The organism is Qaidamihabitans albus (genome assembly GCF_016464705.1).
Lineage (GTDB): Bacteria > Actinomycetota > Actinomycetes > Mycobacteriales > Pseudonocardiaceae > Qaidamihabitans > Qaidamihabitans albus.
Genome location: NZ_JAEHOB010000003.1, coordinates 213,285 through 225,162, shown reverse-complemented (window position 1 = coordinate 225,162; position 11,878 = coordinate 213,285). Strand labels below are relative to the sequence as shown.

The following is an 11,878-nucleotide window of genomic DNA, read 5'->3' as shown; positions in this document are numbered from 1 at the left end:
CGAACCACGAACACCGACAGACCGACCGTCAGGGAGGGTCGATGAACACCCCGGACAACGAGCCCACGAACGGGCACCCGGGCCCGTCCGCGAACACCGAGCACGACGCGCCCGCGAACGGTGCCGGTGGCGGCACGGTGGTGCCGTTCACCTTCCGCGCGAACACCGCCCGCACCCCGGCCGAGATCCCGCCGCAGACCCCGTGGAGCACCGAGGTCGTGCCAGACGCCCTGGAGGGCGAACTCGTCACCGAGGAAGAGTCGGCCGAGCTGGACCGGCGGTGGGCGGCCGCCCGCGCGGTGCAGCGCCGGGCTGCCGAGTCGGCGCGGGTGGCCAAGCGCGCCACGGTCGTCTCCGGGCGGCTGGTGCGCACGGCCGCGACGCATGAGTACACCGTGACCAGCAGCAAGGCGCTGGTCCGGCACGGCGTGACGGTGGTGCAGGGCGTGGAGTCCTGGGCCAAACGCGCGTGGGACGCGGGCACGCTCGGCGTGTACCGGCGCCAGATCCGGGCCGCCGAAGCCTCGGGCGATCGGGAGCAGTTGCAGGAGTGGACCGAGCGCAAGGAGGCCGAGACCGAGCGCCGTCACCAGCGGCTGAAGGACCTACCCGGGCTCGCGTTCGGCCTGGCCAAGGTCGCCGTCGGTTCGGTGGCGGCGCTGACCGTTCTCGTGCTGCTGGTGGGGCTGTTCGTGCAACTGTCCGGCACCGGCGAGTTCGTGAACGTCGTCACCGGTGTTCTGGACGCGATCCGGTGGGTGTTCACCGCCGTGGCGTTCGCGTGGACACCGCTGGTGATGGCCACCCCGTGGCTACTCATGCTCGCCGCCTGGCGGGAGGGTCGTCGCCGAGGCCAGGCGCCGGGCTGGCTGGCCACGAGCGCCGAGGCTGAGGCCGACGTGGCCATCGATGAGACCACCATCGCCCGCGCGTTGGAGGCGCTGCGCATCCCGCAGATCACCGCCTACATCAAACAAGGCCTGCCGCTGCAGTACCTCACCCCCGCCCGGATCGATGGGCGCGGCACGCATGCGGTGCTGCGGTTGCCGGCGGGTGTCACGGCCGACAAGATCGCCCGCCGCCGCGCCGACCTGGCCACCGGCCTGCACCGCCTGGCCAAGGAAGTGTGGCCCACGACCGGGCCCGAAGCCGGAATCCTCGACTTGTGGGTCGCCGACAAGGGCGCACTCGCCGAAGGCGCCGGGGCGTACCCGCTGCTGGAGGACGGCGGCACGGACGTGTTCAAGGGTGTGCCGTTCGGCAAGACCCTGCGCGGCGCGCCGTTGACCGCGCCGCTGATGGAGCGCAACACGCTCACCGGCGGCATGCCCGGGCAGGGCAAGTCGAGCGCGGCGCGGGTCATCATGGCTGGGGCCGCCCTCGACCCCGCGGCCGAGCTGCGGATCTGGGTGCCGGACGCGAACTTCGACTTCGAGGCCTTCCGGCCCCGCTGTAGCCGGTATGTGATGGGCGCCGAGGACGAGCGGATCGCCGAGATCACCGAGCACCTGCGGGAGCTGCACGCCGAGGTCCAGGCACGCGGTGAGCTGCTGATCCAGTACGAAACCCCGGCCGTCACGCGCGAGCTGGCCAACCGCAACGTCGGGCTGCATCCGCTGTTGTGCCTGCTGGAAGAGGCGCACGTCGCGATTCAGCACCCGACCTACGGCAAGGACGTGGCCAAGCTGCTGGTCGACATCGTGCGGCTCGGCCGTAAGCGCGGGATTCACCTGATCGTCTCGACGCAGGCGCCGACGAAGGATTCGATGCCGCGTGATGTGACGCGGAACTGTTCCAACGGGATCGCCTTCGCCGTGGGCGATCACGTGGCCAACGACGCCCTGTTGGGGCAGGGCGCCTACCAGGGTGGGCACCGCGCCACGGAGCTGATCCCGGGCACCGACAAGGGCACCGCCGTGGTCAAGGGCTTCACCGGCGAGCGCTCGGACATCGTGCAGGTCTACTACGTCGACGTCGACCGCCGAAACGACCAGATCACCCCGATCATCGACCGCGCGTTGGCCGCGATCCGCGAGCGGGGAGAGTTGCCCGGCAACGGGCGGCAGGCACCCACACCCGAGGCGCGGGACCTGCTGGCCGACCTGGACGCGGTGCTCGGCACCGAGCCGGTCCCGGCGGCCGACGTGCCCGCCCTGCTGTCCCGGCACGCGCCCGAGTGGGCGCCGTACCGGCGGCTGACCGGTAAGGCCCTACGGCAGGTGCTGGCCGCCGACTACGGGATCAAGGTGCCGTCGACAGGCAACCGCTGGCCCGTCGACCCGGTCACCGTGCGTGAAGTTCTCGCCGTCCGCGCGACCGAGGATCTGGACGGCGACGGCTAGGTGCGAGTGAGGTCCGGCCCGCGCGGCGCAACCCGCGTCCTGCGGGGCTCGCGAGGCCCGTTCCGGGCCGGACCTCACTCGGCTCACTGGCTAACTCCACGCAGGTCAGCAGGTCAGCGCACCGAACTCACGCCGGGAGTTAGGAACCTAACCCGAAACCGGCCAGCTAACCCACCGAGCTAACCCACACACCCGCCCTCGACGAGATGCCCGCGCGGCTCTCGCCACGGCACCACACACCCACATTCAGCTACTCACCGTCACAACCGGAGGGACCCGGAATGGGACGCAAGGACCGACAGTAGCCGCCCCCTCGACCGCTGCCGGGCCGTGCGCCGACACCGACTCCGCGCGGCCCGGCAGCCCCCAACCACCGAAGCACATCGACTGGAAGGACCGCCCGCAATGGGTAGCAGCAACGCACTTCAAGACTGGGCCCTCTACCTCGCCGGGCAGGGCTGGCGCGTGTTCCCGCTCAAGCCGGGCAGCAAGCGGCCCGCCGTGTCCCAGTGGGAGACCCGCGCGACCACCGACACCGACCGCATCGCTCGCTGCTGGGCCACCGGCGGCTACAACATCGGACTCGCCACCGGACCCTCCGGCCTGGTCGTACTCGACCTCGACACCCTCGAGGAAGGCGAGGCAGGCCACGACGGCGCCGTCGCGCTCGCCGAGCTGGCCGCCGCACGCGGCGTCGAGCTGGCACCCACCTACACCGTCACCACACCGTCCGGCGGCACCCACCGCTACTACCGCGCACCAGAAGGGGTGCACCTGCGCAACACCGCCAGCCACCTCGCGCCGCGCGTCGACACCCGCGCCGAGGGCGGCTACGTCGTCGCCCCCGGCTCGATCCTGCCGAGCGGCGGCTACGAACTCGCCGACGACACCGAGCCCGCCGAACTCCCGGCCTGGTTAGTCCAGGCACTGGCCGTCAGGCCCGCAGCGGCCATCTCAGCGCCCCGTGAGATCACCGTAGAGCGGCGCACCGGCTACGCCGCCGCCGCGCTGCGCGGCGAATGCCAGCGCGTGAGCGAGGCAGCCAGGGGGCAACACAACGCCACCCTCGCCAGTGCCGCGTTCAACCTCGGCCAACTCATCGGCGCCGGACTGCTGGAGCACACGCCCACCCGCTCCGCGCTGCTCGACGCCGCCACCGCACTCGTGTCGGCCGACTGCGACTGCACACCCACCGAAACCGCCCGCGTCACCGACGCCGGACTCGCGGCCGGTGCCCGGCATCCACGCGGGCACGGCAGGAAGGACGCCGCCTGATGAGTACCGACACCACGCCCGGCCGGTGCGTCGTGTGCGGGTCCGAGCTGGGCGCCTCACCCTCTCCCGACTTCTGCACCGAGGTCTGCCAAGGACTGTGGCACACCGAGCAGGCCGGCCACGCCACTGCCGACGACGGCGGCCGGGCACCCGACCGGGACGTGCCCGAGGCCGCGCCCGTGCGGTCGCTGGCCTGGCTCGGCCCGCCGCCCGGGGCCGTCGACCGGCCCGGGCATGAGGTACTCGACCAGGTGGCCGCGTTCATCGCGCGATTCAACGTGTTCCCGAGCGAGCACTGCGTACCGACATTGGCGCTGTGGTACGCCCACACGCACGCCGCCGAGTCGTTCTACGTCACCCCGAGGTTGATCCTGGATTCGGCCGAGCCCGGCAGCGGCAAGACCCGCGTCCTGGAAGTAGCGCAACACCTGGTGTGTGCCCCGGAGATGACGATCTCGGTGACCACGGCGGCGCTGTTTCGCATGGTCACCGACGGGCCCATCACGATCCTGTTCGATGAGGTCGACGCGATCTTCAACCCCAAGGCGGGAGGCAACTACGAAGACCTGCGGGCGTTGCTCAACGCTGGGTACAAGCGCACCGCCACCATCGCCCGCTGCGTCGGCGACGCCCGCGCCATGAAGGTCGAACGGTTCCCCGTGTACGCGCCCGCCGTGCTCGCCGGGATCGCCGGGCACATGCCCGCCACCATCACCACCCGCGCCATCACCGTGCACATGAAACGCCGCCGCCCCGACGAAACCGTGGAGCCGTTCAAGGAACGCCACGTCGCCCGCCAAGCCACACCGGTGCGCGAAACCCTCGCCGCCTGGGTCGCCTCGATCAGCGCCCGGCTCGCCGACGCGCTGCCTGACATGCCCGACGGAGTCACCGACCGCGCCGCCGAAATCTGGGAACCCCTACTCGCCCTCGCCGACGAAGCAGGTGGCCATTGGCCCTCCACCGCTCGCGCCGCCTGCTCGCATTTCGTTGCCCACGCCGCCACCCAACCCAACAGCCTCGGCATCCGCCTGCTCGCCGACCTGCGCGAGCTGTTCACCACCCGCGACACCGACCGCATGAGCACCGCCGACATGCTCGCCGCGCTCTGCGAGCTGGACGAAGCACCCTGGGCCGAGCTACAAGGCAAGCCACTCGACGCCCGCAGGCTGGGCAGTCTGCTCGCCAAGTACGGCGTCAAGTCCCGCGACATCAAACAACCCGGCGACACCACCGCCCGCAAGGGCTACCGCCTCGACGGCGACGGCGGCCTCGCCGACGCGTGGAGCCGCTACCTGCCTGCTGGCGCGACTGCCGCGACTTCCGCGACCACGCAGGTCACACCGGTCGCGGATACAAGCGCGGTCGCGGATACAAGCGCGACCGACCCGCCCTCGCGACCGAGCAGAGCCGCGTAGGTCGCGGATACAAGCGCGACCACGCGACCAACCGCGACCACCCTGACCAGGCAAGTCGCGCCAGTCGCGGAAGTCGCGGCACACACCAGCCAGCCAACGAACGGAGCCCGACCCATGCCCGTACCCGCCAGCCGCCGCACCGCGACCGAGGGGACCACACCCGCATGGCTACCGCACACCAAATCGCCGAACTCGCCGCGAACCTCGCCAAGCTCGCCGAAGCCCTCGCCTCGCAAGAGTCCGAGTGTCCTGAACCGGCACGGGCGAAACCTGGACGAGCGCTACTGACCGTTGAAGAAGCCGCCGAGTACCTCGGCGTCGGCCGAACGCTCATGTACGAGCTGATTAAGACCCGGGAGATCGCCACAGTCCAGATTCACCGCCTCCGCCGTGTTCCGCGCGAGGCAGTCGACACCTACGCCGCTCGCATTTGCGCAGCGCAGAACGTCGCTTAGGAGACGAAATGCCGCGCACCAAGCAAGGACGAAACTCCAACGGAGAGTCGTCAATCTATCTCGGCACTGACGGGCGCTACCACGGTCGCGTAACTGTCGGAGTCAAGGACAACGGCAAGCCCGATCGTCGCCACGTCAGCGCCAAGGAACGACCGGACGTTGTGCGCAAGGTCCGCGATCTGGAGAAGATGCGAGACGCCGGAACTGTTCAGGAAGCGGGCACGAAGTGGACCGTAGAACAGTGGCTCGACCACTGGCTGCACAACATCGCCGTCATGACGACGACTGAGAACGGATGGGACGCCTACTTCTACGCAGTGAAGCACCTCAAGCGCGGGGTCGGCGCGCACAAACTGAATAAGCTTGCTCCCAACCACCTGGAAAGCCTCTACCGAAGGATGCTCGCCGAAGGAGCGAAGAAGGGCACTGTTCACGGGGTTCATCGAACGGTGAGAGCTGCACTCAACGAGGCGAAGAACCGAGACTTCGTGACCAAGAACGTAGCAACGATCGCCAAGACTCCCACGCCGGACGAGGAAGAAGTGGAGCCACTCACCAAGGATGAAGTCCGCTCGCTGTTCACAGCGGCACGCAAGGATCGGAACTCGACCCGTTGGATCGTCGCGATCGCACTTGGACTCCGCCAAGGAGAAGCACTTGGGTTGCAATGGGGTGACCTCGATTTCGAGGAACAAACTCTGCGAGTGCGGAGGTCTCGACTGCGACCGAAGTACAAGCACGGCTGCAAGACGGAGTGCGGGAGGAAGCACGCCGGGCACTGCCCCGCTCGCATCAACACCAGGAAGGACACCAAGGACACGAAGTCGAAGGCGAGCAAACGGACAATCGGACTACCGACTCCGCTGGCAGCCGAGCTGCAGCGGCACCGCGAAGAGCAGGAAATCGAGCGAGCCACCGCGCAAGAGCTCTGGCAGGACGAAGGCTGGATCTTCGCTGACCCGCTCGGCAGGAAGCTCAACGCACGCACCGATCAGTTCCACTGGAAGCGACTCCTGGAAGCTGCCGGTGTGCGGGATGCACGGCTGCACGACGCTCGGCACACAGCGGCGACCGTTCTTCTGGAGCTGGGCATCAACCAGCGCGCGACGATGGATGTCATGGGTTGGTCCAACGCCAGCATGGCTGCCCGCTACCAGCACGTGACGGATGAAGTCAGGCGCTCCATCGCCGATCAGGTCGGGAGCCATCTGTGGGAGCAAGCGGAGGGCAAGGACCGGCCAGAGGAGCCGCCGATCGCGAGCTAATGAGACCAAGAATGAGACCAGGGCAAACCGTCGCTATGTGGTTCGAGTACCACGCTCGACGGTTCGCCCTGGTCACAGACGCGGAAGCGGAGGGATTTGAACCCCCGGTCCCTCGCGGGACGCTCGCTTTCAAGGCGAGTGCATTCGGCCGCTCTGCCACGCTTCCCTGCCGATCAGGGTAACGCCTCAGTCGTCGAGGTCCGCCAGGTGTGCGAGCACCCGGGAGAACGCCGTGCCCATCATCACCTGCTCCTCGGACGTGAGCAGGTCGATCAGATGTTCGCGGACGCCTCGGACGTGGGTCGGCGCGGACGTGGTGAGCAGCGCGGCGCCCTTCTCGGTCAGTTCGGTGGTGACGCCTCGCTTGTCCTCCGGGTCCCTGCCGCGCCGGACGTATCCGGCGAGCTCCATGCGGCCGACCTGGTGCGACAACCGGCTCTTCGTCGAGCCGAGCATGCTGGCGAGCTCGGTCATGCGCAGCCGGTTGTCCTCCGCCGACGACAGGCACACCAGCACCTCGTAGTCGATCAGCGAGACGTCGCGGCTCTCGACGAGCTCGCGGTGCAGTCGTTGTCGCAGCCGGAGCGTCGAGACGATGTAGGAGCGCCAGGCGAGCATCTCCGTATCGGACAACCAGCGCACTTCGCCGGGGTTCTCGCTCATGCCCCGCAGAGTAGGCCGCTTCGCCCGGGCGGGCTCACGTGGTGCTGTATGTGGCGGAGGCCCGACTTCACCGGATGGTGGGTTACGAGATGGTTGTGACTCGGCCTCGAAAGGCGCATCCTGAAGGTGACGGAGGAGTTCGGCTGAGCTTCGGAACTCCGCCCCGGAGTACCGGTTCGGTCATTCGCCGGGAAGGGTCAGGTGATGCCGTGACGAATGGTTTGCTTGCGGTTGACCGCCCGCTGTGTACCCACGGCTGGGGTGGCATGGTTCCAACCCGGCCGCGACTGTGAGCAGCGCGGGTGTTCAAGCGTTTTCTCGCGCATGACGGCGTCTCGAGCCTGTCTCGGCGCGGCCTCGATGACCGTGCCGCAGCGCTCCTCGCCGGCCCGATACGCGGCCGACCGCCGATAACTGGACAACCTCGGTAGACCCGGGTGCGGTGCTGTTCCGGCAGCCCGCACCCGGGCTTTTTCAACACCCTTTGCCATGAACGACCCGTTACTGGCAAAAAAGTGCCAGTAACGGGTCGTTCATGGCAGTTTCGTCAGGCGGCGTCGCCGTGGTGGTGCTCGTCCACCGAGGCCATCAGCGTCCGCTGCGCGGAGCGCTGCTGCGCCAGCTTCGCCCTGTCCTTCCTCGCCTGCGGCGCCACACCGTTGACGTCCTCGGTGCTCATGGCGTACTGCGCGGTCACCCACGCCATCGCATCACTGTTGCGGTCCAGCGCCACGCGATCGACGTTGCCGAGGTTGTCGCAGGCCTGGTGGTAACACGGGTCGTAGGAGATACCCGCCTCACCGCCCCACTTGGCGGCCTGCTCCTCCGTCTTGACCACCTCAGCGCCGGTGAACAGGCCACCGGCGGGGATACCGACCTCGATGAACTCGCCGTAGTCCGAACGGCCGGTGAAGTCCGTGCCCTCCGTCGGCACGCCCGCACGGTTCTCGAGGTAGTCGACGAACCGCTGTTCGATCTGCGCCGAGCCGTACGGGCCCTCACCCGCGCCGACGCCGTCGGAGTCGTCACCGTCGTAGACGAAGTACCCGGCGTTCGGCGAGCCGATCATGTCGAAGTTCAGGTACAGCGCGATGTCGAGCTGCTGCTCGAACGACAGCGAGTTGACGTAGTGCGTCGAGCCGACCAGGCCGAACTCCTCCGCACCCCACCAGGCGAACCGCACGGTGTTGTTGACCTTCGGGCTGCCGCCGAGCTGCAGCGCGGTCTCCAGCAGCGCGGCCGAGCCGGTGCCGTTGTCGTTGATTCCCGCTCCCTCGGTGACGCTGTCGAGGTGCGCCCCGGCCATCACGACGTTGTCGTCGCGGCCCGTCTTGGTCTCCGCGATGACGTTGTAAGTGGTGCGCTCCTCCTCCAGAGCCCGCAACTCCAGGGTCGTCGTCGTGCCGTCTTCCGCGACCAGCTGCTCGCCGGCCGCCTTCGAGATGCCGCCGGTCGGGATCACACCGGCGTCCGGGTCACCGAGAGTGCCGTTGACCGGGCCGTCGACATTGTTGTAGACGATCGCGCCGACGGCACCGGCCTCGGCGGCCGACTGCTGTTTCTGCGCGAACGTGCAGGCGCCACGCTGGATGAGCGCGATCTCTCCGGTCACGTCGCCGAAGTCGGCGACCTCGCAACCGGGGGTCTCGTCCGGCTCGATCACGGCCAGTGGCGCGGTGATGCCGCCCTCCGGGGTGGACGGGCTGTAGCTCATGATGATGATCGGAACGTCTTCGCCGCCCACTTCGAGACGCTCGGCCAGCGTCTCGGTGTAGACGAACGGGAACTCCTGGCGCGTGATGTCGTAGCCAGCGGCCTCGAGCTTGTTCGCGACGTACTCGGCCGAGCGGTTGTAACCTTCGCTGCTCGCCGCGCGATCGCCGCCGCTGGAGTCGGCGATCCGCTGCATCGCGATGAGATGCCGGTTGGTGTTACCGACGTCGACCTTCTTCACCAGCTTCCGGGCGAGCTTGTCGCCGGGGTCGGGCTGTGCGGCAACGGCCGGAGCCGTGGTCAGCGCCAGTCCCGCACACGCCGCGATCGCGACGCCGGGTACAAGCTTCCGTCTGAGGGATGACATAGGCACGTTTCCCCTTCGTGAGAGAGAGACGGTCACCTTTGTTCGTTTCGCCCCGCTTGGTCAAGGTCCGTTCGTAGGTATCGCCCGGGGCAGCTCTTGCGCGGTGGCATACAGTCGCCTCATGCGCGCGATCATGATCCGCGAGCCGGGCGGCCCGGAGAACCTCGAATGGACCGAAGTGCCCGACCCCGTACCCGGCACCGGTGAGGTGCTCATCGACGTCACCGCGAGCGCGGTGAACCGTGCGGACCTGCTGCAACGGCAGGGCAAGTACCCGCCGCCCGCGGGCGCCAGCGAGATTCTCGGCCTGGAGTGCTCCGGCACCGTCGCCGGGCTGGGCCCGGACGTCGAGGGCTGGCGGGAAGGCGACGAGGTGTGCGCGCTGCTGGCCGGCGGCGGCTACGCGGAGAAGGTCGTCGTGCCCGCGGTGCAGCTGCTGCCGGTGCCGGGAGAGGTCGAGCTGATCGCCGCGGCCGGGTTGCCCGAGGTCGCGTGCACGGTGTGGTCGAACGTCGTCATGCACGCCGGGCTGGCCGAGGGCGACCTGCTGCTCGTGCACGGCGGCGCCGGAGGCATCGGCACGCACGCCATCCAGGTGGCCAAGGCACTCGGCGCGACGGTGGCGGTCACCGCGGGCTCGGCGGAGCGGCTCGAAAGGTGCCGCCAGCTCGGCGCCGACATCGTGATCAACTACCGCGAGCAGGACTTCGTCGAGGAGCTGCGGCGGGAGACCGGCGGCGCCGACGTCATCCTGGACAACATGGGCGCCAAGTACCTGGGCAAGAACGTCGACGCGCTCGCCACCGGCGGCAGGCTGGTGGTGATCGGGATGCAGGGCGGCGTGAAGGGTGAGCTCAACCTGGGCAAGCTGCTCGGCAAGCGCGCCAGCGTCGCGGCGACCGGGCTGCGGGGCCGACCGGTCGAGGAGAAGGGCCGGATCGTGGCCGCCGTGCGCGAGGAGTTGTGGCCGCTCGTCGAGCGCGGATCGGTACGGCCGGTCATCGACCAGGTCGTCTCGCTCGCCAAGGCCGCCGATGCCCACCGCAGGCTGGAGGAAGGCGGCGTGTTCGGCAAGCTCCTGCTGGCCGCCCGCTGACTCGTGAGTGCCGACACGAGTTAGAACTCGTGTGCGCACTCACGAGGGCCGGGTCGCCTAGCCGAGCTCTTCGAGCACGCGGATGAGCTGGTTGATCTCGAACACGTTCGAGTAATGCGCGAGGCCGATGCGCACCGCGCCGCCGACCTCGCCCACCCCGAGCGAGGCGAAAACCCCGCTCGCGCCCTCGTCGGCGAACGCGCACAGTCCCTGCGACGCCAGGTACTCGGCGACCTCGGGTGCCTTGCGGTCGGCGATGGTGAACGCGAGCGCCGGGATTCGCCGCATCGCGTCGCCGATGACCATCACGTGCCGCAGTGAGCGCAGCTCCGTGGACAGCTGCGCGAGCAGGCCGGCGTGGTAGGACTTCGCCGAACCGAGCGAGGTGACCAGCCGCTCCCGGCGCGAGCCGGTGGCCGCGTCGTCCAGGCCGGCCAGGTAGTCGACCGAGGCGATCAGCCCGGCGAGCAGCGGGTAGGCATGCGGCCCCAGCTCCAGCCGGGCCGGGCCGCGCGCGTTCGGCTCCAGCGACGCCGACGACAGCCGTTCCAGCATCTCCGGGTCACGGAAGACGAGAGCGCCGACGGCGGGGCCGCCCCACGACTGCGCCGACACCACCACCACGTCGGCACCCAGCGCGTTCAGGTCCAGCGGCACGAACGGCGCCGCGTACGTCGCGTCCACGACCACGGTCGCGCCGACCCGGTTGGCGAACTCGACAATGGTGGCCACATCGGGTCGCGTGCCGACCGAACCGGACGCGCACGTGACGGACACCGCCTTGGTCCTGGCCGACACCAGGTTCTCGTACTGCCACGCCGGCAGCTCGCAGGTCTCGATGTCGATCTCGCCCCACCGGACGTTCGCCCCGACCCGCTTGGCCGCCCGCTGCCAGGGCGCCAGGTTGGCCGGCTCGTCGAGCCGGGACACCACGACCTCGTCGCCGAGCGTCCACCGGTCGGAGAGGGCGTCCACGAGCCTGCTCAGCAGCACCGACGCACTCGGGCCGAGTACGACGCCCTCCGGCTCACCGCCGACCAGGTCCGCCACCGCGCGCCTGGCGGCGGCCACGATGCTCTCCGCGCGCTGGGAGGCCGGAAACGCGCCACCCGGCCCGGAAACCGGTGCACGCATCGCCGTGGAAACGGCCGACGCGACCTGTTCGGGTACGAGCATTCCGGCGGCGCCGTCGAAGTGAATCCAGCCATCACCCAGCGCGGGAAACAACCCGCGTATCCGAGCGACGTCGAATGCCATGGGAGACACCGTACGGAGGTGGACTTG

The 11,878-nt window shown here is 69.2% G+C and carries 9 protein-coding genes and 1 tRNA gene; 6 read left to right on the top strand and 4 right to left on the bottom strand.

Going from position 1 to position 11,878, the window contains the following annotated elements:
• The first annotated feature begins 41 nt into the window (after positions 1–41).
• From JAP66_RS07320 to JAP66_RS07300, 5 genes are all read left to right on the top strand, one after another.
• Positions 42–2,342: an ATP-binding protein gene (locus JAP66_RS07320; RefSeq protein ID WP_199430836.1), complete on the top strand. Its 2,301-nt coding sequence runs from the start codon at positions 42–44 to the stop codon at positions 2,340–2,342.
• A gap of 405 nt (positions 2,343–2,747) precedes the next feature.
• A complete protein-coding gene (locus tag JAP66_RS07315; protein ID WP_199430835.1) occupies positions 2,748–3,617 on the top strand; it encodes a bifunctional DNA primase/polymerase in 870 nt (289 codons plus the stop codon).
• Complete coding sequence (locus tag JAP66_RS07310; RefSeq protein WP_199430834.1) at positions 3,617–5,035, top strand: DUF3631 domain-containing protein; 1,419 nt, start codon at positions 3,617–3,619, stop codon at positions 5,033–5,035. The genes JAP66_RS07315 and JAP66_RS07310 overlap by 1 nt, the downstream gene beginning before the upstream one ends.
• A gap of 164 nt (positions 5,036–5,199) precedes the next feature.
• Positions 5,200–5,490 (top strand): excisionase family DNA-binding protein, encoded by a 291-nt coding sequence (locus tag JAP66_RS07305; RefSeq protein WP_199430833.1) that lies wholly within the window; start codon positions 5,200–5,202, stop codon positions 5,488–5,490.
• Between the two features lie 8 nt (positions 5,491–5,498).
• Complete coding sequence (locus JAP66_RS07300; protein WP_199430832.1) at positions 5,499–6,755, top strand: tyrosine-type recombinase/integrase; 1,257 nt, start codon at positions 5,499–5,501, stop codon at positions 6,753–6,755.
• Between the two features lie 81 nt (positions 6,756–6,836).
• Here JAP66_RS07300 and JAP66_RS07295 read toward each other — a convergent pair.
• The 3 genes from JAP66_RS07295 to JAP66_RS07285 all read right to left on the bottom strand — a co-directional run bounded on the left by JAP66_RS07295 (position 6,837) and on the right by JAP66_RS07285 (position 9,498).
• Positions 6,837–6,921 (bottom strand) — tRNA-Ser (locus JAP66_RS07295).
• Between the two features lie 20 nt (positions 6,922–6,941).
• Positions 6,942–7,418, bottom strand: coding sequence for a MarR family winged helix-turn-helix transcriptional regulator (locus tag JAP66_RS07290; protein WP_199430831.1), 477 nt, complete (start codon positions 7,416–7,418; stop codon positions 6,942–6,944).
• 547 nt (positions 7,419–7,965) lie between these two features.
• Positions 7,966–9,498: a M28 family metallopeptidase gene (locus tag JAP66_RS07285; RefSeq protein WP_199430830.1), complete on the bottom strand. Its 1,533-nt coding sequence runs from the start codon at positions 9,496–9,498 to the stop codon at positions 7,966–7,968.
• A gap of 121 nt (positions 9,499–9,619) precedes the next feature.
• Here JAP66_RS07285 and JAP66_RS07280 point away from each other — a divergent pair, with 121 nt between their 5' ends.
• A complete protein-coding gene (locus JAP66_RS07280) occupies positions 9,620–10,594 on the top strand; it encodes an NAD(P)H-quinone oxidoreductase (RefSeq protein ID WP_199430829.1) in 975 nt (324 codons plus the stop codon).
• Positions 10,595–10,651: 57 nt separating this feature from the next.
• Here JAP66_RS07280 and JAP66_RS07275 read toward each other — a convergent pair whose 3' ends face one another.
• Positions 10,652–11,851 (bottom strand): cysteine desulfurase-like protein, encoded by a 1,200-nt coding sequence (locus JAP66_RS07275; RefSeq protein WP_199430828.1) that lies wholly within the window; start codon positions 11,849–11,851, stop codon positions 10,652–10,654.
• Positions 11,852–11,878 lie beyond the last annotated feature (27 nt).

Coding starts and splice junctions, on each gene's coding strand:
- JAP66_RS07320 (WP_199430836.1), top strand. CDS start 42: ATGAACACCCCGGACAACGAGCCCACGAACGGGCACCCGGGCCCGTCC.
- JAP66_RS07310 (WP_199430834.1), top strand. CDS start 3,617: ATGAGTACCGACACCACGCCCGGCCGGTGCGTCGTGTGCGGGTCCGAG.
- JAP66_RS07290 (WP_199430831.1), bottom strand. CDS start 7,418: ATGAGCGAGAACCCCGGCGAAGTGCGCTGGTTGTCCGATACGGAGATG.
- JAP66_RS07300 (WP_199430832.1), top strand. CDS start 5,499: ATGCCGCGCACCAAGCAAGGACGAAACTCCAACGGAGAGTCGTCAATC.
- JAP66_RS07285 (WP_199430830.1), bottom strand. CDS start 9,498: ATGTCATCCCTCAGACGGAAGCTTGTACCCGGCGTCGCGATCGCGGCG.
- JAP66_RS07275 (WP_199430828.1), bottom strand. CDS start 11,851: ATGGCATTCGACGTCGCTCGGATACGCGGGTTGTTTCCCGCGCTGGGT.
- JAP66_RS07315 (WP_199430835.1), top strand. CDS start 2,748: ATGGGTAGCAGCAACGCACTTCAAGACTGGGCCCTCTACCTCGCCGGG.
- JAP66_RS07280 (WP_199430829.1), top strand. CDS start 9,620: ATGCGCGCGATCATGATCCGCGAGCCGGGCGGCCCGGAGAACCTCGAA.
- JAP66_RS07305 (WP_199430833.1), top strand. CDS start 5,200: ATGGCTACCGCACACCAAATCGCCGAACTCGCCGCGAACCTCGCCAAG.